Origin of the sequence: Mameliella sp. CS4, from assembly GCF_019392335.1 — a bacterium.
Classification (GTDB): Bacteria; Pseudomonadota; Alphaproteobacteria; order Rhodobacterales; family Rhodobacteraceae; genus Antarctobacter.
This window is the reverse complement of the sequence record NZ_JAHXRQ010000004.1, coordinates 1-22,653: the sequence shown is the minus strand read 5'-3', so window position 1 is coordinate 22,653 and position 22,653 is coordinate 1. Positions and strand designations below refer to the sequence as shown.

Below are 22,653 nucleotides of genomic sequence, written 5' to 3'. Positions count from 1 at the left end.
CCATGCGCATTCCGGCTTTGGCACTGATGCTGATCCTTGCTCCGCTTGTAGCGCTTGCGGAACAGGTCGCGGTGCGGCCCGGGCCGGATGCGCTGGCGCGGGCCCTCGCGGCGGCCCGGCCCGGCGATGAACTGGTGCTTTCCGAGGGCACCTACACCGGACCGGTTCAGATCCAGACCCCGCTCAAACTGACAGGCCCCCTTGCCCGGATCGAAAGTCCGGGCAAGGGAACCGTCGTCACGGTCACGGCGCCGGATGTCACCATCTCCGGCGTCACCATCTCCGGCGCTGGCGCCCGGCTGGACCGGCTGGACAGTGGCATACGCCTGCTGAAGGGCGCCGACCGGGCGCTGGTCACGGGCGTCACTCTGGACGGCAACCTGATCGGCGTTGACGTGCATGGCGCAAAGGACGCCACGATCCGCGGCAACCGGATCACCGGGCGCAACGACTTGCGCGTCGCCGAACGGGGCCCCGGTATCTACGTCTGGAACGCCCCCGGCCTGACGGTCGAGGAAAATACAATCACCAAGGGTCGCGATGGCGTGTTCATCACCACGTCGAACGAGGCCATCTACCGGCGCAACCGGTTCAGCGATCTGCGCTTCGCCTTTCACTCGATGTACGCCAACCGGATCGAGGTGACGGACAACGTCAGCCACGGCAATGACATGGGGTTCGCCTTCATGTATTCGACCCGGCTGGTTGTGGCACGCAACCTGTCGATCGGTGACAGGAACCACGGGTTTTTCATGAATTTCGCCAACCGCGCCCATCTGCTGGGCAACGAGGTGCGAAACGGCGGCGAAAAGTGCCTGTTCATCTACAATTCGAACAACAACCGCTTTGAGCGCAACCGTTTCGAAGGCTGCGGGATCGGCGTGCACTTTACCGCCGGAAGCCAGGGCAACATCCTGACGCGCAACGCCTTTGTAGGGAACCGCACGCAGGTCAAACATGTGGGCACGCGGTGGCTGGAATGGTCCGACGCGGGTGTCGGCAACTACTGGTCCGATCACGCGGCTTTTGACGTGAACGGCGACGGTATCGCCGACAGCCCCTACAGGCCCAACGACAGCATAGATCGGCTCATCTGGTCGCAACCGGCAGCGAAACTGCTGATGGGCGCGCCAGCCATGCAGCTCATTCGATGGTCTCAATCCCGCTTTCCGGACCTGCTGCCCGGCGGCGTGATCGACAGTTTTCCGCTGGCGTCCCCGGGGGACGCAGGCGTCACGGAAGGAGAGGGATCATGACATCCCCCATTCTCGATATCAGCTCTGTCAGCCTGTCTTTCGGTCGGTTGAAGGCACTGGACGGCGTATCCTTTGCGGTCAGCGCCGGTGAGCGGCTGGCGCTGCTCGGGCACAACGGCGCGGGCAAGTCCACGCTCTTCAAGGCGATCCTCGGGTTCCTGGCGCCGCAGGCCGGGCATATTTCGGTGACGGGCCACGCGCCGGGCACCGACCCTGCGCGCATCGCCGTCAACTACCTGCCAGAGGTCGTGTCCTTCCCGCGCAACCTGACGGGCCGCGAGGTGCTGGACTATTTCTCGGGACTGCGCGGGGCGCCCCGGCGCGACGTGGCCGATCTGCTGTCGCGGGTCGGACTGGCGGATGCGGCGGACCGCGCCGTTGGCGCCTATTCAAAGGGGATGCGGCAGCGACTGGGGCTGGCGCAGGCGCTGATCGGCGCCCCCCGCCTGCTGCTGCTGGACGAACCGACCAGCGGGCTCGACCCGGTGTCGCGCGAAGATTTCTACGAGGTGATCGCCGAGGCGGCGGGCCGCGGCTCTGCCGTCCTGCTGTCGTCGCACAGCCTGGAAGAGGTGCAGAACCGAACGGACCGCGTTGCCATCCTCGCCCAGGGACGTCTGTGCGCCGAGGGTACGGTTGCCCAGCTTGCGGCGCGCGCGTCTTTGCCAACCACGATCCGGATCACCGCCCATGCGGGCGCGGCGGATGACCTGCACGCGGCGTTCGGTGGGCGACGCATCAACGGCTGCCGGCTGGAAATCGACTGTGACGCCGCCACCAAGCTTTCGGTGCTGGCCCGCCTTGGGCAGCATCGGCAGGCGCTGAGCGACATCGACGTCGCTGCGCCGGGGCTCAACGATATCTACCGGCACTTCTCTGGCCGGGACAGGGCGGAGGACCGGACATGAACAGCCGCATCGCAACCGTTTTCGCGCAGGAGTTCCGCCAGGCCCGCCGGAACCTCTGGGTCATGCTGGCGACCGGGGCGCTCGGGCTCTTCGCGCTGGCACTTGGCCTGTTCGGGGCCGGGCAGGGCGCGGCGCTCAAGGCTGACGTGCTGACCCTGACCGCCGCCAGTCTTGCGACGCTGTCGGTCTACCTGATCCCGCTGATCGCCCTTCTGATGTCCTACGACTCGCTCGCCGGCGAGGTCGAGCGCGGCTCGCTGGCGCTGACGCTGGCAACGCCGGTCCGCCGGTGGGAGGTCTTTGTCGGGAAATTCGCGGCCCAGGCGGCGGCGGTGGGCCTCGCCATCGTGATGGCCTTTGGTCTGGCGGGACTGGTGGTGGGCCTGCTGGCGGGAACCGGCATCGACGGCATCGTCGCCTGGCTGCGCCTGATCGCGACCTCCGTGCTGCTGGGCGCGGTCTTCGTGGGAATCGGGCTCTTGCTGTCGGCGCTCACGGGCCGCACGGCGCGCGCTGCTGCCGCCGCTGTCGGCACATGGCTGTTGCTGGTCGTGCTGTACGATCTCGCGTTGCTTGGCGCCATCATGACAGCGGGCGAGGGCGTCTTTGCGGGGCAGGTGTTTCCCTGGCTCGTCGTCGCGAATCCGGCGGACGCCTTCCGGCTCTACAACCTCGCCATGATCGACACGGCGCCAGTCGCCGGGATCGACGGTCTGGCGCGCACGCTTCCCTTTCCGCCCATTGCGGCGCTTGTGGCACTGGGGGGCTGGCTGGCCGTGGTGCTGGCCCTGGGCGTTCAACGTACCAAGAGGATCATTCCATGAAACGCATCGCCATCTGCCTCACCGTCGCCCTGACCCTTGCCGCCTGCAAGGAAGACGTCACCGATGCGATCACACCGACCGAAATGACCGACGAGGCGCTTGGCCACTATTGCCAGATGTTCGTGGCGGATCATCCCGGGCCAAAGGCGCAGGTGCATCTCAAGGGTCACACAGCGCCCTTGTGGTTCAGCCAGGTGTCCGACGCCGTGGCCTATGTCCATGATCCTGAACGCGAGGCCGAGATTACCGGCATTTTCGTCTCGGACATGAGCCGGGCGCAAAGCTGGGCCATCCCCGGTGAAGGCAACTGGATTCCTGCAGAGGCGGCGCTTCTGGTGATCGAAAGCCGCCAGCCCGGCGGCATGGGCGTCCCCGAGGCGATCCCTTTCGGCAACACCGAGGACGCCCTGGCCTTCGTCGCCGATAACGGCGGCAATGTCGTGGCCTGGACCGACGTGCCAGACGCCTATGTGCGGCCCGATTTCTCCGACCCGCAGGACCACGCGATGCAAAAGGGATTGAAATGATGCCAAACCTGTCCAGACGCCGTTTCATCGCAGTCGCCGCGTCCGCCTGTGCAGCCACGCAGGTGTCCGCCGCCAGCCGCAGCGTTGCGACCTGGCGGGGCCATGCGCTTGGCGCGCGTGCGGATCTTGCCATCGCGGGCCTCTCGCAGGCGGAGGCCACGCCGCTTTTTCACGCTGTCGAGGCAGAGCTGTCGCGGATGGAGGATCTGTTTTCGCTTTACCGATCCGACAGCGCCCTTTCCCGCCTCAATCGCCATCAGGTGTTGCCCGATCCGCCGCCGGAATTGCTGCAACTTCTCACGCTTGCGGCGAGTGTCCACAGGCTTTCGGGCGGCGCGTTTGATCCGACCGTGCAACCGCTTTTTGCGCTGCACGCCGAAGCGCAGGCACGGGGACAGTGCGCATCGCCCGACGCCATCCACGAGGTGCGCCGCCGCATCGGGTTCCAGCGGGTGTTGCTGGGGACAAACGTCGTGCGCCTGCACGGTAACGGCGCCGGGTTGACCCTGAACGGAATAGCGCAGGGTTTCGCCACGGACAGGATCGCGGCGCTGCTGTCGCGCGAGGGCTTGCACGATGTGCTGGTGAACGCGGGCGAGATCCGCGCCGTTGGCGATTTCAAAGGGCAGGGCTGGCCCGTGTCCGCGCCGGGCGGCCGGACGATCCGCTTGGCGGACCGCAGCGTAGCGACCTCCAGCGCCTCGGGCACGCTGGTCGATACCCGCGCCGGTGTGGGCCATATCTTCGATCCGCGGGGCGAAGAGGGCACCCCGCGAATTGCCCCGGTGACGGTTCTGCATGAAAGCGCCGCAATTGCTGACGCGGTGTCGACGGCTGCGGTCGTCATGAGCGACGGCGACCTGTCGGCGCTGCGGTCTCTGGGCGCTGAAATCTGGTCAAACGCAAGGCGCTTGGCCTGAACGTTGCGTTTGCACAACGATCTCACCTCACGGTTTTGTTATCCTTTTCTCAACCAGCATTCAGACCATGAAGGAGAGCAAAAATGCTGACGAGAAGAGCCGCACTGATGGGCGCCGCCGGGGTTGCGTCGCTTCCGATCCTGGCACAGGCGGCGCAGGCCGAAACCCTGGTCGTGCCGCTGTCCACCCCCGCCGATATGGCCAACCTCAAGCGTATCCGCCGCGAGTTGGTGGCACCGCCCTTTGTGCACGAGCACGAGCAGGTCGCGCCCGGTGCACCGCGTATCGTCGAGTTCGAGATGACCATTGTCGAGAAGGAGGTTGAGGTCGATGACGGGGCATACCTGCAGGGCATGACCTTCAACGGTTCGATCCCCGGGCCGATGATGGTGGTGCACGAAGGCGACTACCTGGAACTGACGCTGATCAACCCTGCCGACAACCTGATGCCGCACAACATCGACTTTCACGCCGCGACCGGGGCATTGGGCGGCGGTGCGCTGACACATGTCAGCCCCGGCCAGAAGACCATCCTGCGGTTCAAGGCGACGCGACCCGGCACCTTTGTCTACCACTGCGCGCCGGGCGGACCAATGATCCCCTGGCATGTGGCTGCGGGTATGGCCGGATCTGTCATGGTGCTGCCGCGGGACGGGTTGAAAGACCACGAAGGCAACCCGGTGCGCTATGACCGCATCTACTATATCGGCGAGAACGAGTTCTACATTCCCAAGGACGAGAACGGCGACTACAAGCGCTACGCTGACGTCGGCGACAGCTATCCCGACACCGAAGAGATGATGAATGGCCTGATCCCCAGCCACGTCGTATTCAACGGCCGCGTGGGCGCCCTGACCGGCGAGAACGCCATGACGGCAAAGGTGGGCGAGCGGGTGCTATTCGTGCACAGCCAGGCCAACCGCGACACGCGCCCCCACCTGATCGGCGGGCATGGCGATCTTGTCTGGGAGCACGGCAAGTTCAACAACCGGCCCGACCGCGACATGGAGACATGGTTCATCCGGGGCGGGTCTGCCGGGGCGGCGCTGTACACCTTCCTGCAACCGGGGGTCTATGCCTACGTCAACCACAACCTGATCGAGGCGGTGAACCTGGGCGCCACGGCCCATGTAAAGGTCGAAGGTGAGTGGAACAACGACCTGATGGAACAGATCCTTGCGCCAAGCGACCTGGCGGCGATCTGATCTGGCCGTGACAGCGACGAAACAAAAGGAGGGCGGTCGCGGAATGCGGCCGCCTTTCCTGTATTCGAGAGATAGCCCATGAAAATTGTTCTTCTTCTGACCGTCGGGGCGGTCGCCGGGACGCTGGCAGTGATGAAAGACTCACCGGTGGTGCCGCCCTTCGCCCCGCCCGAGACGGTTGCCGTCGAGACGGGTGAGATCCAGTTCCGCCCTCTGGGGAATTTCTCGCAAGGCGGCAAGACGCGCAGGCCCCGGCGGCTGAGGATGACAGTGCGCGGCTTTGACATCATGAAATACCAGGTGACGGGCGGGCAATACGCGGCTTGTGTCGCTGATGGTGCCTGGGCGCCCGCGCGCGTGGTCGCCAAGGACATGCCGCAGACCGGGGTGAACTGGAAAGACGCCAGCGACTTTGCCGCCTGGTATTCCCGGCGGACCGGGACGCACTGGCGCCTGCCGACCGAGGCGGAATGGCAACTGGCCGCCGCCGAACGCTATGGCGACAGCGGGGCCGAGTACGAGGCCGCCGATCCGGGTCAACAGATGCTGGCCACCTATTAAAAAGGTGTATCTCTGCGCCGCGCGGCCGATCCGGCGCTCTATGCGGCGGGCGCGTTCGGTCTCAACTCTCGGGGGCTGGCGGATGTGTCCGGCAATGTCTGGGAGTGGACGGACGGCTGCATGCAAAACGGTCGGTTGGCCGCGGACGGCACGGTGGCGGACGCCGAACCCTATTGTGGGGTGCGCGTCGCGGGTGGTGTTCACCGGGCCGCCGTGATCGACTTTGTCCGCGATGCAAGTGTTGGCGGCTGCGCCGTGGGGTTGCCGCCGGATCACCTGGGCTTTCGGCTGGTGCGGGGTGATTGATCACCCCGCGCGCGGTCAAGACGCCTCGCTATCGCGGTCGCCCTCGGGGACATGCGGGTCAATGGCGCAGGCACTGGTGACGTCGAAGGGGGGCAGCCGCCCGATGGATTGCTGCACCTGCGGGCCGAAATCCTGGGTGCCCATGCTGGCGCGGTGCATGCCCTCTGCGGCAAGGGCCGGGGCTCGTTTGGCTGCGCCGACCTCGGCGGCAAAGGCCGGAACGGTGGGATAAGAGGCGGTCGACCTGTTTCATGCACCTGCCTTGTCTCTTTCCCGGGTCGCGCTCTTTGCGCCGGATCACCTTCAGGCCGGAAACGGCGATACCCCGATGACAAGGCCATGCGAGAGAAGCAGGCACAGCCAGAGCGCCAGCCCGATCGACACGCGGACCGCCAGTCCGCCGGCATTGGCGCGCAGCCAGGGCGCACGCGTCAGCGGGGCGACGGACAGGATCGCGGTCCGGTCAAAGAATGCTTCGGCTGCGGGGCCCAGGCCGCGGCGCGCCCGCGCATCGAAGGCCGGTATGGCAGCCAGAGCCATGACGAGGAACGACCCGAACAGGATGACATGCGCCATATCTCCGTTCGGCAGCAAATGTGTCCCGGACCAAAGCGCAAGCGCGAGGAACAGCGGATGACGCGAAACCGCGGCAAGCCCGGGATGAGCGGGGTCAAAGGCGCTGTTACGCTTGCCGCCAAGGGTAAACGGCTGCGGCAGGCCGATACCGCAGGTCACCAGGACAACAGCCAGCGGCATGACGAGATTGGGCACCCAGCGGGTCCAGGGCACCTGCGGCCACAGCGCGACATAAGGCGCGCGCCCGGCGGCGACGATCACCCAGACCAGCAGGGCGATGGACATCACGCCGTAGACGCTGAAATAGACCCGCCGCCCCGCCGTGCCGATCAGCCGTTCGCGCAGCCCGCCGAGGCGGGGCACAAAGTGGCTGAGCACGAAGAGGCCCAGCGCAAGGGCGTATTCCGTCCAGCCTGTCATCTGTCGTCTGCCTTTTGCATCAGTCCTGCGATATGGCAGGCAAAGGCATAGGTCGCGGGCAGGCCGATAACCAGCCCCCCGGCAACAGCCTGCCAGGGTGTCAACACCGGCCACCCCACCCAGGACCCGATCAGCGAGGCAAAGAACAGGTTCACCGCCATCGCGCCTGCTCCGAATGGATAGAGCCCGGCCAGGAGGTTCCATGACGGTTTCATCGGCGGCTGACCAACATATGCACGGCGATCAGCGCGGCGATCAGCGCGACAGAGGCCGCAAGGAACCAGACCTCGGCGGCCTCGGTCTGCGGCTTCGGGATGGGCCGCTCAAAGGCGGCAGCGGGCAAAGGCGCGGTCAGCAAGAGTACGAGAAGGCGTTTCATGTCAGCTCTCCATTGTCAGGGTTTGGTAAATCTCGGGCAGGGCACGGGGCAGGCGTTCGGGGCGCGGCAGCAGGGTAAAGCCCGCGCGGCCGAAGATCCGGGCGACCCAGTCCTGTCCGTCCTGGTCGACGATCACCCCGTGTACCGCCTGTCCCAGCGCGCGGGCCTCGCGGACGGCCATTTGGCTGTCCTCGATCCCGTGTTGTCCCTCGTAGTGGTCCAGATCGTTGGGCTTGCCGTCCGTCAGCACCAGCAGCAGGCGGCGCGTCGCGCCCTCGTCGGCCAGTTGGGCCGAGACATGGCGGATCGCAGCACCAAGGCGTGTGTAGTGGCCGGGGCGCAGCCCGCCGATGCGTGCGGTGACGTCGGGGGACATTTGTTCTTCGAACGTCTTGCAGCGGTGCAGGAACACCCGGTCCCGCCGCAGCGAAGAGAACCCCCAGATCCCCAGCCGGTCGCCCGCCGTGTCGATGCCTTCCGCCAGCGACGAAAGCGCCTCGCGTGCGACATCGATCACCGAGGTGTCGCCAAGTGCGGCCTCGGTCGAGCGGGAGCAATCCATCAGGATTGCGACCGACAGGTCGCGCGCCATCGGACGGTTCGATTGCCAGACGCGGTCGCTCCCCTCGTGCCCACAGGCGACATCGGTGCGTGACGTCACGACCGCGTCAAGGTCAAGGTCGTCGCCGTCAATCTGGCGGGGCAGGACCACGCGGCGGGGATGCAGCGGCGCGAACTGGCGCTTTACCCGCGCCACAAGTCGGGGGTCGGGGGCGTATTCGGCGCGCGGGGAGGCGTCGGCTTCCAACACGCGCACGTGGTCGGGCATGTAATCGCCCGTGCGGCGGTTCCATTCGGGATAGGTGAATTTGCCGGCCAAACGTTCGTGGTCGGCATCCTGCGGCGCCAGATCCAGTGACAGGCGCAGGCGGGTGGCGGCACGTTTCATGTTTTGCGACAAGGTCAGGTGGTCCTGATCCTCGGCGGCCTTGGCGGCGTTGTCCTGATCGTCGTCGTCCACCATGCGGTTGATATTCAGGCTCTCGGCCCAGGACATGATCGACTCGAACCGATGCACGATGAAACTGTCGCGCCGGTTGGCCTGGTCGCGGTCCTCGCGACGGGCCTCCTTGCGGGTGGGCACGCCCTGGGCCGGGGCAGGGGCCTCGGTGTTGTCGGGCGCGGCTTTGTCGGCCTTGCCTTGCGGACGCAGGCGCAGCCAGATCGGTAGCGGTGCATAGGTGCGATAGCCGCGCGAGGCGGGACAGGTCACGCATTCCTCGCTACGGGCCTGGCCGCAGATCTGGTCAAGGACCAGCCGTTCGATCCCGGCTTCGCAGCGCGGCAAGCCGCTACGCTGCCGGTGCGTAACGATGTGAGCGCACAGCCGCGTATGGGCCGCCCGCAACCCCGGACAGGCGGCATAGGCGCGGTCCGAGGCCTTGGCCAGGGCCGCGATCTCGGCCCGGTCGGCGGCCAGCGGATCGGCCACGGGCGCCGGTATCTCGATGAAGGCGGCCAGGGCGGCCAGCCAGAGATAGCAGGCGCGGTTCAAATCCCCTGTCGGAAAAGTGTCGATTTGCGGCGGCAGACGCAGGCGGTCACCGTCGAAATCGGCGACATGGGCCCGTTCGCGCGGCGTGCCGATCCGGCGGACCCGGTCGGGCCGGTGGTCCGAGGTGGCCAGCGGGGCAGGGACGACCTCCACCCCCGCCGCGCCGCCAAGCGCCCGGAACAGGGCGGCGACCGAGGGCCGCATTGCGTCGAACGTGACGGCGCGCTCTGCATCCGTTTGCGCCGATCCCCAGCGCGAGGCCATGTCGTGCCAGAGGTTACCGACGGTCTCCTCTGGCTCCATCAGCTCAAGAACATGCAACATGGCACTCACCCGTAGATCACGGCGGCAAGATCGCGCAGCGCCTGTTGCGTGTCGGGCTCGTCGCTGAGCGGCTCGATGATGGCCGCCTCGATGGCGCGGTCCACGGCCATGCCGCGTGCGATCATAGTCGCGGCATAGATCAACAGGCGGGTCGAGACACCTTCCTCCAGATCCATGCCCGACAGGCTGCGGATCTTGCCCGCCAGCCGCACCAGCGCCGTGGCGCGCCCCTCGTCCAGCCCGCTTTCGCGCATGACCACGGGGGTTTCCACCTCGGGTGCCGGAAAGTCGAAGCCGATCGAGACAAAGCGCTGCCGGGTCGAGGGCTTCAGCTTTTTCAGGATGTTCTGGTAGCCGGGGTTGTAGCTGGCCACCAGCATGAAGCTGGGCGGCGCCACCAGCTCCTCACCCGTCCGGTCGATGACCAGGCGGCGGCGGTCGTCGGTCAGCGGGTGCAGGACAACCGTGACGTCCTTGCGCGCCTCGACCACCTCGTCGAGGTAGCAGATGCCGCCCGTCCGCACCGCGCGGGTCAGCGGGCCGTCGACCCAGACGGTTTCGCCGCCCTTCAGAAGGTAGCGCCCGATCAGGTCGGCCGCCGACAGGTCGTCGTGGCAGGCGACGGTGTGCAGCGGCAGGCCCAGACGCGCCGCCATGTGTTCGACGAAACGGGTCTTGCCGCAGCCGGTGGGCCCCTTCAGAAGAAGGGGCAGACCGTTGGCATGGGCCGTCTCAAACACCGCGCATTCATCTGCGACGGGTTGATAGAACGGCAAGGCGGGGGTTTGCAGGTCACGCATGGATCACTCTCCCGGTACGGCCGCGGGGCCGGGTTTGACAACCTCGCGGCGCACCACGAGCATGGAGTAGATGAAGAGCAGGGCACCCAGCACGACCGCGATACCGGAGCCGAAGCGCATGATGTAGAACAGGCCAAGCTGGTCCTGCACGTCCATGTAGTAGTCGCCCACGATCCGCTGCATATGCGTCTGGATGGTTCCGGCGAAGGTCAGCGTGAAAGTCATGAAGGCCATCCCGCCAGTCATCAGCCAGAAGCTGGCCATGTTGAGCACCTGGTTGTAAGGGTCGCGATTGCGCAGCTGCGGCATCGCGTAGGTGAACATGGCCAGGTTCAGCGCCACATAGGCCCCATAGAACGACAGGTGGCCGTGGGCTGCGGTGATCTGCGTGCCGTGGGTGTAGTAGTTCACCCCGTGAAGCGTGTGCAGGAACCCCCAGACGCCCGCGCCGAAGAAGGCGACGGTGGAGGACCCCAGCGACCACAGCAGCGCGGCCTTGTTGGGGTGGTTCTTGCGGCCTTTCCAGACCATGACAAAGGCAAAGGACATCATCGCAAAGAACGGCACCACCTCGAAGGTCGAGAAGATCGAGCCGACCCATTGCCAATAACCCGGCGCGCCGATCCAGTAAAAGTGGTGGCCGGTCCCGAGGATGCCGGAGAACAGCGCGGTGGCGACGATGACGTAAAGCCACTTCTCGATCACCTCGCGGTCGACACCGGTGAGTTTCAGCATCAGGAAGCCGAGGATCGCGGCCATGACCAACTCCCACGTGGCTTCGACCCAGAGGTGCACGACGAACCACCAGTACATCTTGTCCAGGCTCAGGTTGTCGGGGTTGATGAAGGCAAAGACCCAGAGCAGGCAGAGCAGCCATAGGCCCATCAGCAGGATGTTGGTGATCGCCGTCTTGCGGCCCGCGAGGAAGGTCAGCGAGACGTTGACGAGAAAGATCACCGCCGCCACCAGGATGCCGAACTTGACCCACAAGGGCTGTTCGAGGAACTCGCGCCCGCCGTGGATGCCGACAAGGTAGGAGCCGACGGCACCCAGCGTGCCGACCACGAGGATGGCCAACTGGATATAGGCCAGCTTCACCGAGAAGATCTCGCGCTCGGATTCCTCGGGGACGAGGTAGTAGGCGGCACCAAAGAAGCCCAGCAGCAGCCAGACGATCAGCGCGTTTGTGTGAATCATGCGCACGATGTTGAAGGGCAGAACCTCGCTCAGCGTGTTGGGTGAGACATAGATCCAGCCCAGCAGCAGCCCGCCCAGCACCTGGATGCCGAACAGGCCCATCGCGGCGATGAAATAGGCGTAAGCCACCTTTTGCGATTGGTATTTCATTGCGTTTCTCTCTGTTTTCTGGCGCGCAATCCGGTCCGGAAATCGTGTTCGCCTTTCGGAGTGCGCGTATCCCTGTCTCAGCCCGCGTCGTTCGGCGGCCAGTTCTGGGTGTCGGTCTGATCGGCCCAACGGAGGAATTCGGCGAGCCCGCGCATCTCCTCTTCGGTGATCTCGAAATGCGGCATCTGGCGGCGGCCCTCGATGCCCGAGGGCTGCGCGGCCATCCAGCCATCCAGCATCTGGTAGGCGCCCTCGGGATCGTCGGCGACACCCCAGCGGGTCATCACGTTGCCGACCTCGGGCGCGAAATAGGCGCCTTCGCCGTGCAGCGTGTGGCAGTTGATGCAGGAGTTGCGTTCCCACACGTGCTTGCCCAGTTTCACGGCTTCGGTGATGGGCGCCCCGGAGGTCGAGGTCTTGACGATGTAACGATGGCTTTGCGCCGTCAGGGCCACGAACACGACGACGAAGAATATGGATCCTCCGTAGAACACGTTCCTTGCCCGCGATTTGGTTAGGAATTCAGACATGTCGCGGTCCTGTCGAATTGTTTCGGATAACCGCTGTGTATCGGGGGCCGACAGGCCGCTTGTTGTGCAAACGCAAAGACGCACGCGAAAGGTGCGGGCAACATGTGGCTATGAAAGGACTGCCCATGCGACGCCCGGATCTCGACGACCCCGATCTGCCCTTGTCCATCCTGTTCGCCGAATGGCCCCAGGCGATCGGGGCCTTTCTGGACCAAAAGATGCTATGCCCCGGTTGTCCGATCGCGCCGTTTCACGCCATCACGGATGCTTGTCTGGAATACAGCCTGGACGAAGACGCCTTTCGCGCTGAAATCCGCCGCCGGGTCGAAGCCGGAAGCACCGAACGCGCGCACGCCTTGTCAAAATGGCACCGGGTCTTCTATCCCTGAAGATCGCTCAGCACGACCAGCCGGTGCGGGTCGGTGACGACGATGCGTTTGCGCGACGATTCGACGATCCCGTCCTTTTGCCAGGCCGACAACAGTCGGCTGACAGTGTGCAGTGTCGTGCCCGTCATGTCCGAGATGTTCTGCCGGGTGACTGGAAAGGCGATTTCGATACCGGTGTCCACCTTTCGCCCGCTCTGGTGCACCATCCGCAGCAGGGCCGAGGCGACCCGTTTTTCCACCGCTTGGGTGGCCATCTCGGTCAAGGTTTCCTGGATCTGACCCAGCCGCTGGCCCAGTGTCTTGTAGCTTTCGGTGGCAAATCCGGGATAGTTCGCCGTGAACTCGGACCACAGACGCACCGGCCATGACAAGGCGAGCGATTCCGCCGCCGCGATGGATGTTGCTGGATAGGTGTCGCGTTGCAGCGCAGGCGCGATTCCGAAAAGCTGGCCCGGAGAGATATGCAACACGATGATCTGATCCCCGCCGGGGGTCGATCGGATCACCCTGAGATACCCGTCAAGCAGCAGAAAGAACCGGTCGGCATCGTGGCCTTCGCGGAAGATGGCCGTGCCTTCGTCGTACCGGCGCGAAACCGCCTGGTCCAGGATTTCGCGGATCTGCGACCGCGCCAGCAGGGAAAAGGGCGGCAGTCCGATCAGAAGGCTTTCGTCGAGCTTGGGCAAGGTTTCGCGCCGGGAGTTTGTTTCAGAGCAACGTTTGGACGGACGTTCTACGGCAAGTCCGGGGCAGACGAAACAACCGGATTTGCAGAAAGGATGCTCCGATGTTCAAAACCGTGATGATGACTGCTGCCCTTGCCCTGATTGCTGGCACGGCGACTGCCGAAACGATCGAAGTCAAGATGCTCAACAAGGGCGAGGCCGGCGTGATGGTGTTCGAGCCCGCCTTTGTAAAGGCGCAGCCCGGTGACACGATCCGCTTTGTGGCCACCGACAAGGGGCACAATGCCGAAAGCATCGACGGGATGCTCCCCGCCGGGGTCGACAGCTTCAAGAGCAAGCCCAGCAAGGACTTCGAGCTGACCGTGGCGCAGGAAGGGATCTATGGTGTCAAGTGTACGCCCCATTACGGCATGGGCATGGTGGCGCTGATCCAGGCGGGCGACCCTGTCAATCTCGATGACGCCGCGGGTGTGAAACAACCCGGCAAATCCAAAAGCCGCATGGCCGATCTGATCGCTCAGGTAAACTGAGGGCGGTCTCGCTCTGGCATTGCCCTAATCCGGGCGGCGCCGCTGGCGGCGCCCGATCCCTTTCCCGACAGGAGATGACCGATGACCAAGAGAGACACCTATAAAGGCCCCGCGCTCTTTTCCTACGGTTTCCGTCCGTTCTTTCTGTCGGCCTGCCTGTTCGCCCTGGTCGTGATTCCCGTCTGGTGGCTGATCTGGCGCGGAGAGGTGACGCTTGCCGGCCCCTTGTCGCCCGTCGATTGGCACATTCACGAGATGGTTTTTGGCTATGGCGCGGCGGTTGTGGCCGGGTTCCTGTTCACCGCCGTGCCGAACTGGACGGGACGGCTGCCCACGCGGGGCAGGCCGCTGGCGCTGTTGCTGGCGCTCTGGGTGGCTGGCCGCGTTGCCGTGGGCGGCCTGACAGGTCTCGGGCCGGTCGCCGTGGCGCTGATCGACCAGGCCTTCCTGCTGGCGGTCGTCGCGATGATCGCGCGCGAGATCGTGGCGGGCCGGAACTGGCGCAACCTCAAGGTGCTGGTCCCGGTCACCCTGCTTTGGCTGGCCAATATCCTGTTTTACGCCGAGGCGATGACGCAGGGCAGCGCAGAGCATGGCCGTCGCCTGGGGATTGCGCTGCTGGTCTTTCTGATCCTGTTGATCGGCGGGCGCATCGTGCCCAGCTTCACCCGCAACTGGCTGGCCCAGCGGGGCGCGACCCGTCTGCCGGTCGCGTTTGACCGGTTCGACATGCTCTGTCTTGCCGGTGGCGCAGCGGCGCTGATCGCGTGGGTGCTGGCGCCCCTTCATCCTGTCAGCGCATGGCTGGCCGGTGCCGCGGCGCTGCTTCATCTTGTGCGCCTCTTGCGCTGGCGAGGGCTGGCGACCTGGCGCTCTCCGCTGCTGCTGATGCTGCATCTTGCCTACCTTTTGGCCCCGCTCGGCTTTGCCGCGCTTGCGGCTGCGGCCGCCGGGCTGGCAAGCACGGCGAGCGGCACCCATATCCTCGGGATCGGAGCGGTCGGGGGGATGACCGTTGCCGTGATGATGCGGGCCACGATGGGACATACTGGTCGCGGTCTGGTGGCGGGTCCGACCCTTACGGCGGCCTTTGGTCTTGTCTTGATTGCGGCGGCCGTCCGCGCGGGGGCGCAGGCACTGTCCTATGCGGGGCTCGACGGGATCGACCTGGCGGCGGGTCTCTGGACGGTCGCGTTCGGACTGCTTGCGTGGCGCATCGGCCCCTGGTTGATCCAGCCCAAGGTGGCCCGCAAGGCGCCATCTGCGCTCGCGGGACGATAGTCAACGCAATCGCGGCCTCGTGGCTTGGACCGCTGCCGCAATAGACCTGTTGCAGCGTGCCGTCCCTCGTCAGGGAGTGGACCAGTCGCGGTTTGGCGCGACTTCTTTGATCACGTGATGTGCAGCAAAGGAGCGGCAGCATGGGCACGGGAAGAACGGAAGAACTTGGCAAAGAAGCGGTGCGGATCGCGTTGACCAGCGGGCTTTCGTGGCGTCAGGTTGCGGATGATCCCGGGGCGGCCTGTCGACGTTGAACAAGGGAGTGAAGGCGGACCGCGACACGGATGTGGTCTCTGCTGAGGATCGGGAGCTGGCGCGTGATCCGCATCCTCAGGGAGCAGAGGGATATACCAGAAAGCCACCCGGTCCTTCGCGAGCCAAAAGCCGTGAGGTTCAGGTTCGCAGAAGAACAGCGAGGGGCCTGCCCGGTCGACCCACTGTGCCGGGGGATGCATGTCGGCCCCCGCGGGTTGCGGGCCTTGCGCAGTCGCGGCTGAGCCCGGGCGGCCACGGCCGCCCCGGGATGACCGAAGAGCTGAAGGAGGTCGGCGTCGACCTGGGGCCGTCGGTGAAAGAGCACGCAAATTCAAAGCGATGACGGACAGCGACCACACGTCCCTCAGTGCGCCAAACCTGCTGGACCGTGACTTCACGCCGGATCGGTGCAATCAGAAATGGGCGGGTGATCGGCCGGGCCGTCAGCAAACGCTTGAAGCGCGATCTGGCGATCCGGGCGCTGAAGCCTCTCGGGACATTGTTTCGCAATGCCTTGCCGGTCAGTGAATGGCTATTGCCCTGCGGTCACCGTCCAGGGGCGGCATAGTCCACAGCGCTCGCGGTGGCCGATACTTTTCGCACGACGACAGAAGGTCCTGCGCGCACATGGCCTGAAGGCCTCCCCTCTCGTGCATGCAGACATGCACCGCCGGGCAGTGGATGAGCAGCAAGGGCACTTGCCATGGCAACGCTTCCGTCGAGACAGTCTTCAAGACGATCAAGGCCGAGACGGTCATCTTCTGCTACATCAACGGCTTCCATAACCCGCGCCGTCGGCATTCAGCATCCGGAGGCAAAAGCCACTTGGCCTTCGAACGCCAAGTGGCCTGATAGAGCACTCGGAGCGGCACAAAACCGCGACAGGTCATGTGGACGTCGACCACATCGTGGCCTTTGGATGATGATGAAGGTGATCGAGACGACGCCCAGCGGGACGATCGTGATGCCGAAGATCAGCACCAGCCAGGGCATCGTTCGCCAGCGCCGGGACGAGCCGATGAAGCCGATCAGGATCTCCAACAGGTAGGTGAGGGCGCCGAGGCCGGCGTCTGGCACCGGCCAGGCCTCCGAGACATCGGAGGTGATGATCTCCTCGGTGCCGTTCTGCGGGTTCTGCGGCATGCCCAGGAAGAACGGCTCCCACACGCCGGCCACGTGCCCCATCTGGTAGACTGCGAGGTAACGCGAGACGAAGAGCCCGATGAAGGCAAGCCCGATCACCGGCATCCGCTGGGTCCAGGTGGAGGAGGAGTAGTCCCAGCCGGGCGGGATCGTCGGCCCGGTGGTCGCCGCCATTGTGCCCACCCCCGGCGATGGACGGGTGCAGACCGCGAGAGCGAAGATCACCGCCCCCGCGAGCGAGCCGTTGAGATAGGCCGCGGCGCTTTCAGCCCAGACCAGAAGCGGCGCGATCATGATCCAGGCGGCGACCGCGGCCACGCCCCAGCGCACAAGCGCCGCACGCCAGGACAGCGCGAGGAAGCTGCCGATCATCACCAGGACCCCTGCGGCGATGTCGCTCACCAGCATGCCGGTCAGGTCGGGGTCGCGGGTCAGCGGCTCGGGGCCCGAGACCTGCGGCAGGCTGGCGAAATTGTAGGCCGGCGGCGGCAGCATCATCGCCCATTCCAGCGTTCCGGCCTTCCAGGGGTCGCGCGGCCCGCGCACCGCCGTCATGACGTTGATGACGATGTCGAGCAGCACCATGACAAGGCCGATCGCCAGAACGAAACTCCCGATCGACGACACCAGGTTGATCGCGGTCTAGCCGTCCTCGGGCGCATAGGTCGGAATACGCCGGCGCTGGCCCAGAAGGCCGACCCAGTGCATCGCCGGAAAGGTCACGTGGAAGCCGATGAAGACAAGCGCAAAGGTGAATTCCCCCAGGCGGAAGAACCGTTTGCGCCCGGTGTCGTGCGCCTGCCAGTCGAAGGGCACCATGGCGACCATGACGCCGGTCAGCCCGCCGATCACGAAGGTCACGAAGAAGCCAAGGATGTGCAGCATCGGCAAGTGCAGCTCTGGCCGGCCCTTCCACATCGTCCCGATCCAGGCAAAGATCTGCACCGCCGTCGGCACCGCCACCAGCGTCGAGGCCGCCGAGAAGAAGGCCAGCCCCATATGCGGGATGCCGGTGGTGAACATGTGGTGCACCCGCAGCCCGACGGACAGGAAGGCCAGCGCCACGAAAAGGAGCTTGGCATAAAGCCACGGCACGAAAACCTCGCGCAGGACGATCAGCCAGGTTCCCGCGATGACAGTCAGCACTGCGGCGGGCGTGACGACCATCGTATAGGTCATGTGGGTGGCGTGACGGATGATGCGGTAATCCTCGGCCACCACGGCGGGGTCGTGGCGGGCCAGCATGATGGGCAGAACCAGAAGCCCGCCACACCACAGGCTCAGCCCGGCGATGTGCACCAGTTTGACCACTGGCACGGTCGAGAGGATCCAGTCGATCATCATGCCGGACCGGCCGCCAGGCGCGTCCAGTTGCGGCGTGCGATGAAAGCGGCGGCGACTGCATAGGGCAAGCCGGCCGGCACCCACATGAGCCCCCCCCCAGCTGCTGGTCCTGAAGCGGCGTGAGGCCCCACAGGACCGGCGCCACGGCATGGGCCGCGTAAAGCGGCGCGGGGGCAAAGGTCAGGATGGCACCCAGCATTCCCATCTGCGCAAAGCCCGCGACCACGAAAACCAGCCGGTGATCGGCGCGCTATCCTTGGCAAAGATGACCCGCCAGAACCAGACGGCGCTACCCAGCAGCGTCAGCCACTAGACGGCCACGTTGGACAGCGCCAGATCATAGGCCACCGGGAGGTGTCATATCCACAGGACCGCCGTCGAGATCACGAAGGGCAGGGCGGCCGCGCCGGGTCGGCGCGCGGGCAGGGCCGCTGCCAGCAGCGGCGCCGCGACCGCGACCAGAAGCACGTGATGCGCGACCCGCGCCGAGAACAACGCGGAGGACAGAGCGCAGAGCGGCGAGACGACGGCCACGAATATCACCGCCACCGCCGCCAGCCCCGCAGGTTCGCGCCGCAGCAGCACTGTCAGCCCCACCAGCGCCGCGAGGACAACCGGATCCAGGTTCCAGCTTGCCCATAGCTCCGTCGGCGGCGGTGGTGGCCCGCAGTAGATCCTGTCCATACCCAGAAAGCTCCCGGTCCTGTCAGTAGCTTCGATGCGCGCGGCGACAAGGCGAGGCTGTCCCCCAACGCATCCCTATCGGTCTTAAACCCGCAATCCCGCGGAACGCTTCCGCAGCCGCCCCTGCGCCGCTCCGAGATCTGATCGGATCCGATGGAACAAGCGGAAGGGCAGGGTGCGTCCTGGGACCTCACCCGGCCCCGGCCAGCCCGGTCGCAGCAGACCTGCCGGATCGAAATTGAACCCCTGAGCGGGGTCGGGCGTTATATCATTGACGGTGGACGTTTCGTTGCAGGAAGGGCAAGCACCATGGCATCACGTGCTCTTTGGAAAGGACAGCTTCGCCTGTCGCTGGTTTCCATTCCGGTGGAAATCCATTCGGCACGCAACTCTTCCTCGCGGGTGTCGTTCCGCCAGATCCACCGGCCCTCGGGCAAGCCTGTCCGCTACCAGAAGACGGTGCAGGGGGTCGGACCCGTCGAGAACGACGACATCATGAAGGGCTACGAGACCGATGACGGCGAGTACATCCTGCTCGACAAGGACGAGATTGACGCGATCAAGCTGGAAACCAGGAAAACGCTGGAACTGGTCCAGTTTGTCGAGACCTCGGAAATCGCGCCCATCTGGTTCGACCGGCCCTACTACGTCGTGCCCTCCGACGAACTGGCGGAAGATGCCTATCGTGTGGTTCGCGATGCGCTGCGGCAAACGAAGAAGACGGGCCTGGGGCAACTGACCATGCGCGGCAAGGAATACCTTTGCGCCATCCGTCCCTGCGGTGACGGGCTGTTGATGGAGACGCTGCACTGCGAGGACGACATCCGCGACGCCGACCCGCTGTTTTCGGGGATTGAGGATGATGCATCGGACGCCGAGCTGCTGGAGGTCGCCACCCAGCTTATCCACAAGAAAACCGCTCCTTTCGATGCCTCGGCTTTCGATGATCACTATGCAGAGGCTCTCCGTGACCTGATCACGGACAAGATGAAATCCAGGAACACGCCCCGCGCCAAGGCCCCCGGTGACCGGGGCGGCGCCGAGGCCGAAAACGTCGTCGACCTGATGGATGCGCTGAAGAAGAGCCTCAAGCAGAGCAAGGGCGGCAAGTCCGCCCACCGCAAGAAAGCCTCATGAGATCCTTGGACGCATATGAAAAGAAGCGGGATTTCGACGTCACGCCCGAGCCCCGCGCCGAGCTTGTCGAGGCCGGAGGAGACCGTCTGTCCTTCGTGGTCCAGAAACACGACGCCAGCCGCCTGCATTATGATTTTCGCCTCGAATGGGGTGGTGTGCTGCTCTCCTGGGCTGTCACCAAGGGCCCCTCCGCCGACCCGTCGCAAAAGCGACTCGCCGTGCGGACCGAGGATCACCCTGTCTCTTACGCCGATTTCGAGGGCACCATCCCCGAGGATGAATATGGCGGCGGCACCGTCATGCTGTGGGACAACGGATGGTGGGAGCCGCTGCACGACCCCGAAGAGGGGCTGAAGGAAGGCAAGCTGCATTTCCGCCTGCACGGCGCGCGCATGAAAGGCGGCTGGGCGCTTGTGCGGATGCGCGGCAAGTCAGGCGAGAAACGCAAGAACTGGCTGTTGATCAAGGAGCGCGACGATTGCGCCGGGCGCTCTCCGGACGCGCTGATCAACAAGCACCGCACCTCCGTGACGACGGGCCGGGCGATGCGCGCCATTGCCTCCGACAAACCCGCCGTGATACCCGCGAAACACGACATGCCGCTGCCCCGTTTCCGCAAGGTGCAACTCGCCACCCTCCGCGACGCCCCGCCCGACGGCGAGGGCTGGCAGCACGAGGCCAAGTTCGACGGCTACCGCTGCCTGATCGCGCTGGGAAAGGGCGGCGTGCGGCTCTACTCGCGCAACGGCCAGGACTGGTCGGACCGGTTCGGCGCCCTCTGCGAACCGGCGGCGGCGCTGGTGTGCGGCTCGGCCTTGATCGACGGTGAAGTGATCGCCGGGGCAGGGGACGGCGACTTCTCGACGCTCCAGAAGGCGCTGAAATCTGGCGATCCGCTGACATGTTATGTCTTCGACATCCTCGCTCTCGATGGCGAGGACCTGACCGGCAAGCCGCTCTCGGACCGGCGCAAGGCGCTGGAAACGCTTATGGATGGGCAGCCGCCCCGCGGGCCGCTCCGTCTCAGCCCGGTGATCGATGGCGACGGGGCCGCCGCGCTGGACGCCATGTGCGAGGCGGATGGTGAAGGCATCATCTCCAAGCGCACCGACGCGCCCTATCGCAGCGGGCGCAGCAAGAACTGGATCAAGGTTAAATGCATCCGGCGGGCAGAGTTCGTGATCGCCGGCTGGTCGCCGTCCGACAAGAAAGGAAGGGCGTTTTCCTCCCTGATCCTCGGGAGTTACGAGAAAGGTGGGCTGGTCTACCGGGGTCGAGTGGGCATAGGATTCGACGGCGACGACATGGCGGCGCTGATGGCGTCAATGAAGCCGCTTGCCCGCAAGACCACACCGTTCGATGAAGTTTTGCCCGACGAGGCGCAAGGGGCCCGCTGGGTGACGCCAAAGCTGGTGGTGGAGATCGAATATGCCGAGTTCACCAGAGAAGGCCGGATACGCCACGGCGTCTACAAGGGCCTGCGCGAAGACAAGGAGGCCAAGGACGTGAGTGCCCGCGCCGAAGCAAAGGCCGACAGCGGCGACGACGAGAAAACCATAGGCGGCGTCCGCATCTCCAGTCCCACGCGCAAGGTCTATCCCGATGCCGGGCTGACGAAGGGCGACGTGGCGGAACACTACGCCCGAGTGGCGGAGAGGATGCTCGATCAGACCGTCGACCGCCCGCTGGCGCTGCTGCGGTGTCCGGACGGCATCTCGGGCGACTGTTTCTTCCAGAAACACCCGGGCAAGGGGTTTCCCGAGGGTGTCAAATCCCTGCCGATCGAGGAAAAGGACGGCGATACGGCGGATTACATGTATGTCTCCGGCTCCAAGGGAATCCTCGGCGCGGCGCAGATGGGCACGCTGGAATTTCACGTCTGGGGCGCCCGCCGCGACCGGATCGAGCGCCCCGACCGCATGGTCTTCGATCTCGATCCGGACGAGGACCTCGGCTTTGATGCGGTGAAGTCAGCGGCGGAAGAGGTGCGCGCCGGCCTGCGGCACTGTGGGCTCGACAGCCGTCCCATGGTGACGGGCGGCAAGGGCGTGCACGTCATCGTGCCACTGCGCCGCATCAGCGAATGGGAGACGGTGAAATACTTCGCCAAGACCTTCGCTACCGTCCTCGCGGAGCGCTACCCGGAGCGCTACACCGCCACCATGTCCAAGACCAAACGCAAGGGGCGCGTGTTCATCGACTGGCTGCGCAACGAGCGCGGCGCCACCGCCATTGCCCCGTATTCCCTCCGCGCGCGCCCCGGCGCGGCGGTCGCGGTGCCGGTCACCTGGGCCGAGTTGCAAGACCTGAGCCGTCCCGACGGCTTCCATGTCGGCGATATGGCGGCACGTCTGAAACGCCCGTGTCCGCTGCGGTCGGCCAAGGCGCGCGGCATCGGGGCGAAGGTCGTCGACGCGCTGGAAGACTGGTCTCGCAGCTGACATCCATCCCACGGTATGCCCGGGCAATGGGTCTTTGGCGTGCCCCGACAGAACGCCTGCTCTGCGGAGCCGCGTATTGCACGCCCTGACCTGATGCCTGTCCCGATCGGACTTCGGCCGGTCGTATGTTGACCGCCCGGTTTCGGAACTGACGCCCCGCGGGGGCGTTGTTGACCCAAGGATTCCAAGAATCGAGAGACCCATGACCTACGTCCGCTTCGCCCTAATGATAGTGACCTCGACAGTCGTGTGAATCCCGGAGACAAAATGGACATCGGAAACGGTCGGGTGATCTGACCGTCGCGGAGTAAAAGTCCGCATCTTG

General features: G+C 65.3%; 22 protein-coding genes and 4 pseudogenes. 13 read left to right on the top strand and 13 right to left on the bottom strand.

Annotation, left to right across the window (positions count from 1 at the left end; genetic code table 11):
* Positions 1-2 precede the first annotated feature (2 nt).
* The 7 genes and pseudogenes from KZZ07_RS07010 (at position 3) to KZZ07_RS06980 (ending at position 6,507) form a co-directional block, all read left to right on the top strand.
* Entirely contained in the window at positions 3-1,256 is a 1,254-nt protein-coding gene (locus KZZ07_RS07010) for a nitrous oxide reductase family maturation protein NosD (RefSeq protein ID WP_219513130.1), read from the top strand.
* Complete coding sequence (locus KZZ07_RS07005) at positions 1,253-2,164, top strand: ABC transporter ATP-binding protein (RefSeq protein WP_219513129.1); 912 nt, start codon at positions 1,253-1,255, stop codon at positions 2,162-2,164. The genes KZZ07_RS07010 and KZZ07_RS07005 overlap by 4 nt, the downstream gene beginning before the upstream one ends.
* Entirely contained in the window at positions 2,161-2,988 is an 828-nt protein-coding gene (locus KZZ07_RS07000; protein WP_219513128.1) for an ABC transporter permease, read from the top strand. Before KZZ07_RS07005 ends, KZZ07_RS07000 begins: the two co-directional genes overlap by 4 nt.
* The gene (locus tag KZZ07_RS06995) at positions 2,985-3,515 is read left to right on the top strand and encodes a nitrous oxide reductase accessory protein NosL (RefSeq protein ID WP_219513127.1); all 531 of its coding nucleotides are present in this window, start codon (positions 2,985-2,987) and stop codon (positions 3,513-3,515) included. The genes KZZ07_RS07000 and KZZ07_RS06995 overlap by 4 nt, the downstream gene beginning before the upstream one ends.
* The gene (locus KZZ07_RS06990; RefSeq protein ID WP_255564212.1) at positions 3,512-4,435 is read left to right on the top strand and encodes an FAD:protein FMN transferase; all 924 of its coding nucleotides are present in this window, start codon (positions 3,512-3,514) and stop codon (positions 4,433-4,435) included. Before KZZ07_RS06995 ends, KZZ07_RS06990 begins: the two co-directional genes overlap by 4 nt.
* Positions 4,436-4,518: 83 nt before the next feature.
* Positions 4,519-5,640: a copper-containing nitrite reductase gene (nirK, locus tag KZZ07_RS06985; protein WP_219513126.1), complete on the top strand. Its 1,122-nt coding sequence runs from the start codon at positions 4,519-4,521 to the stop codon at positions 5,638-5,640.
* Between the two features lie 78 nt (positions 5,641-5,718).
* Positions 5,719-6,507 (top strand): annotated as a pseudogene (locus KZZ07_RS06980) (formylglycine-generating enzyme family protein).
* Positions 6,508-6,522: 15 nt separating this feature from the next.
* Here the strand turns inward: KZZ07_RS06980 and KZZ07_RS06975 are convergent.
* The 8 genes from KZZ07_RS06975 to KZZ07_RS06940 all read right to left on the bottom strand — a co-directional run bounded on the left by KZZ07_RS06975 (position 6,523) and on the right by KZZ07_RS06940 (position 12,438).
* Complete coding sequence (locus KZZ07_RS06975) at positions 6,523-6,666, bottom strand: hypothetical protein (protein WP_219513125.1); 144 nt, start codon at positions 6,664-6,666, stop codon at positions 6,523-6,525.
* 144 nt (positions 6,667-6,810) lie between these two features.
* Positions 6,811-7,503 (bottom strand): NnrU family protein, encoded by a 693-nt coding sequence (locus KZZ07_RS06970; protein WP_219513123.1) that lies wholly within the window; start codon positions 7,501-7,503, stop codon positions 6,811-6,813.
* The gene (locus KZZ07_RS06965) at positions 7,500-7,718 is read right to left on the bottom strand and encodes an NnrT protein (protein WP_219513121.1); all 219 of its coding nucleotides are present in this window, start codon (positions 7,716-7,718) and stop codon (positions 7,500-7,502) included. Before KZZ07_RS06965 ends, KZZ07_RS06970 begins: the two co-directional genes overlap by 4 nt.
* Positions 7,715-7,882 carry a hypothetical protein gene (locus tag KZZ07_RS06960; protein WP_219513120.1) on the bottom strand — a complete coding sequence of 56 codons (168 nt, stop codon included), beginning with the start codon at positions 7,880-7,882 and terminating at the stop codon, positions 7,715-7,717. Before KZZ07_RS06960 ends, KZZ07_RS06965 begins: the two co-directional genes overlap by 4 nt.
* 1 nt (position 7,883) lies before the next feature.
* The gene (locus tag KZZ07_RS06955; protein ID WP_219513119.1) at positions 7,884-9,761 is read right to left on the bottom strand and encodes a nitric oxide reductase activation protein NorD; all 1,878 of its coding nucleotides are present in this window, start codon (positions 9,759-9,761) and stop codon (positions 7,884-7,886) included.
* Between the two features lie 5 nt (positions 9,762-9,766).
* Complete coding sequence (locus KZZ07_RS06950; RefSeq protein ID WP_219513118.1) at positions 9,767-10,561, bottom strand: CbbQ/NirQ/NorQ/GpvN family protein; 795 nt, start codon at positions 10,559-10,561, stop codon at positions 9,767-9,769.
* Between the two features lie 3 nt (positions 10,562-10,564).
* On the bottom strand, positions 10,565-11,908 hold the full coding sequence (locus KZZ07_RS06945) for a cbb3-type cytochrome c oxidase subunit I (RefSeq protein ID WP_219513117.1): 1,344 nt from the start codon (positions 11,906-11,908) through the stop codon (positions 10,565-10,567).
* Positions 11,909-11,985: 77 nt separating this feature from the next.
* Positions 11,986-12,438, bottom strand: coding sequence for a c-type cytochrome (locus tag KZZ07_RS06940; RefSeq protein ID WP_219513116.1), 453 nt, complete (start codon positions 12,436-12,438; stop codon positions 11,986-11,988).
* A 125-nt stretch (positions 12,439-12,563) separates the two neighbouring features.
* Here KZZ07_RS06940 and KZZ07_RS06935 point away from each other — a divergent pair, with 125 nt between their 5' ends.
* Positions 12,564-12,827, top strand: a complete 264-nt coding sequence (locus KZZ07_RS06935) for a hypothetical protein (protein WP_219513115.1) — start codon at positions 12,564-12,566, stop codon at positions 12,825-12,827.
* Here KZZ07_RS06935 and KZZ07_RS06930 read toward each other — a convergent pair.
* Entirely contained in the window at positions 12,818-13,513 is a 696-nt protein-coding gene (locus KZZ07_RS06930) for a Crp/Fnr family transcriptional regulator (protein ID WP_219513114.1), read from the bottom strand. The genes KZZ07_RS06935 and KZZ07_RS06930 overlap by 10 nt on opposite strands.
* A 101-nt stretch (positions 13,514-13,614) precedes the next feature.
* Between KZZ07_RS06930 and KZZ07_RS06925 the strand changes: the two genes are divergently transcribed.
* From KZZ07_RS06925 to KZZ07_RS06915, 3 genes and pseudogenes are all read left to right on the top strand, one after another.
* On the top strand, positions 13,615-14,043 hold the full coding sequence (locus KZZ07_RS06925) for a pseudoazurin (RefSeq protein WP_219513112.1): 429 nt from the start codon (positions 13,615-13,617) through the stop codon (positions 14,041-14,043).
* Positions 14,044-14,124: 81 nt separating this feature from the next.
* Positions 14,125-15,324 carry an NnrS family protein gene (locus KZZ07_RS06920; RefSeq protein ID WP_219513111.1) on the top strand — a complete coding sequence of 400 codons (1,200 nt, stop codon included), beginning with the start codon at positions 14,125-14,127 and terminating at the stop codon, positions 15,322-15,324.
* Positions 15,325-15,464: 140 nt separating this feature from the next.
* Positions 15,465-16,431, top strand: a pseudogene (locus tag KZZ07_RS06915) (transposase family protein).
* On the opposite strand, the gene KZZ07_RS27630 reads toward KZZ07_RS06915, so the two are convergent.
* The 4 genes and pseudogenes from KZZ07_RS27630 to KZZ07_RS27615 all read right to left on the bottom strand — a co-directional run bounded on the left by KZZ07_RS27630 (position 16,381) and on the right by KZZ07_RS27615 (position 18,750).
* Positions 16,381-16,827 carry a vitamin K epoxide reductase family protein gene (locus KZZ07_RS27630; protein ID WP_255564223.1) on the bottom strand — a complete coding sequence of 149 codons (447 nt, stop codon included), beginning with the start codon at positions 16,825-16,827 and terminating at the stop codon, positions 16,381-16,383. The pseudogene KZZ07_RS06915 and the gene KZZ07_RS27630 overlap by 51 nt on opposite strands.
* A 309-nt stretch (positions 16,828-17,136) precedes the next feature.
* Positions 17,137-17,904 (bottom strand): annotated as a pseudogene (locus KZZ07_RS27625) (cbb3-type cytochrome c oxidase subunit I); the annotation flags it as partial.
* Positions 17,905-18,214: 310 nt separating this feature from the next.
* Positions 18,215-18,265: pseudogene (locus KZZ07_RS27620) on the bottom strand (hypothetical protein); the annotation flags it as partial.
* A gap of 158 nt (positions 18,266-18,423) precedes the next feature.
* Positions 18,424-18,750 carry a hypothetical protein gene (locus KZZ07_RS27615; protein ID WP_255564210.1) on the bottom strand — a complete coding sequence of 109 codons (327 nt, stop codon included), beginning with the start codon at positions 18,748-18,750 and terminating at the stop codon, positions 18,424-18,426.
* 309 nt (positions 18,751-19,059) lie between these two features.
* Between KZZ07_RS27615 and ku the strand changes: the two genes are divergently transcribed.
* Both ku and ligD read left to right on the top strand, forming a co-directional pair.
* Positions 19,060-19,887, top strand: coding sequence for a non-homologous end joining protein Ku (gene ku, locus KZZ07_RS06895; RefSeq protein WP_219513110.1), 828 nt, complete (start codon positions 19,060-19,062; stop codon positions 19,885-19,887).
* The gene (gene ligD / locus KZZ07_RS06890) at positions 19,884-22,328 is read left to right on the top strand and encodes a DNA ligase D (protein WP_219513109.1); all 2,445 of its coding nucleotides are present in this window, start codon (positions 19,884-19,886) and stop codon (positions 22,326-22,328) included. The genes ku and ligD overlap by 4 nt, the downstream gene beginning before the upstream one ends.
* Positions 22,329-22,653 lie beyond the last annotated feature (325 nt).

Coding starts and splice junctions, on each gene's coding strand:
- KZZ07_RS27615 (WP_255564210.1), bottom strand. CDS start 18,750: ATGGACAGGATCTACTGCGGGCCACCACCGCCGCCGACGGAGCTATGG.
- KZZ07_RS06920 (WP_219513111.1), top strand. CDS start 14,125: ATGACCAAGAGAGACACCTATAAAGGCCCCGCGCTCTTTTCCTACGGT.
- KZZ07_RS06990 (WP_255564212.1), top strand. CDS start 3,512: ATGATGCCAAACCTGTCCAGACGCCGTTTCATCGCAGTCGCCGCGTCC.
- KZZ07_RS07010 (WP_219513130.1), top strand. CDS start 3: ATGCGCATTCCGGCTTTGGCACTGATGCTGATCCTTGCTCCGCTTGTA.
- KZZ07_RS06935 (WP_219513115.1), top strand. CDS start 12,564: ATGCGACGCCCGGATCTCGACGACCCCGATCTGCCCTTGTCCATCCTG.
- KZZ07_RS06970 (WP_219513123.1), bottom strand. CDS start 7,503: ATGACAGGCTGGACGGAATACGCCCTTGCGCTGGGCCTCTTCGTGCTC.
- KZZ07_RS06950 (WP_219513118.1), bottom strand. CDS start 10,561: ATGCGTGACCTGCAAACCCCCGCCTTGCCGTTCTATCAACCCGTCGCA.
- KZZ07_RS06955 (WP_219513119.1), bottom strand. CDS start 9,761: ATGTTGCATGTTCTTGAGCTGATGGAGCCAGAGGAGACCGTCGGTAAC.
- KZZ07_RS27630 (WP_255564223.1), bottom strand. CDS start 16,827: ATGCCGGTGATCGGGCTTGCCTTCATCGGGCTCTTCGTCTCGCGTTAC.
- nirK (WP_219513126.1), top strand. CDS start 4,519: ATGCTGACGAGAAGAGCCGCACTGATGGGCGCCGCCGGGGTTGCGTCG.
- KZZ07_RS06945 (WP_219513117.1), bottom strand. CDS start 11,908: ATGAAATACCAATCGCAAAAGGTGGCTTACGCCTATTTCATCGCCGCG.
- ku (WP_219513110.1), top strand. CDS start 19,060: ATGGCATCACGTGCTCTTTGGAAAGGACAGCTTCGCCTGTCGCTGGTT.
- KZZ07_RS06975 (WP_219513125.1), bottom strand. CDS start 6,666: ATGCACCGCGCCAGCATGGGCACCCAGGATTTCGGCCCGCAGGTGCAG.
- KZZ07_RS06940 (WP_219513116.1), bottom strand. CDS start 12,438: ATGTCTGAATTCCTAACCAAATCGCGGGCAAGGAACGTGTTCTACGGA.
- KZZ07_RS07000 (WP_219513128.1), top strand. CDS start 2,161: ATGAACAGCCGCATCGCAACCGTTTTCGCGCAGGAGTTCCGCCAGGCC.
- KZZ07_RS06960 (WP_219513120.1), bottom strand. CDS start 7,882: ATGAAACGCCTTCTCGTACTCTTGCTGACCGCGCCTTTGCCCGCTGCC.
- KZZ07_RS06965 (WP_219513121.1), bottom strand. CDS start 7,718: ATGAAACCGTCATGGAACCTCCTGGCCGGGCTCTATCCATTCGGAGCA.
- KZZ07_RS07005 (WP_219513129.1), top strand. CDS start 1,253: ATGACATCCCCCATTCTCGATATCAGCTCTGTCAGCCTGTCTTTCGGT.
- KZZ07_RS06995 (WP_219513127.1), top strand. CDS start 2,985: ATGAAACGCATCGCCATCTGCCTCACCGTCGCCCTGACCCTTGCCGCC.
- ligD (WP_219513109.1), top strand. CDS start 19,884: ATGAGATCCTTGGACGCATATGAAAAGAAGCGGGATTTCGACGTCACG.
- KZZ07_RS06925 (WP_219513112.1), top strand. CDS start 13,615: ATGTTCAAAACCGTGATGATGACTGCTGCCCTTGCCCTGATTGCTGGC.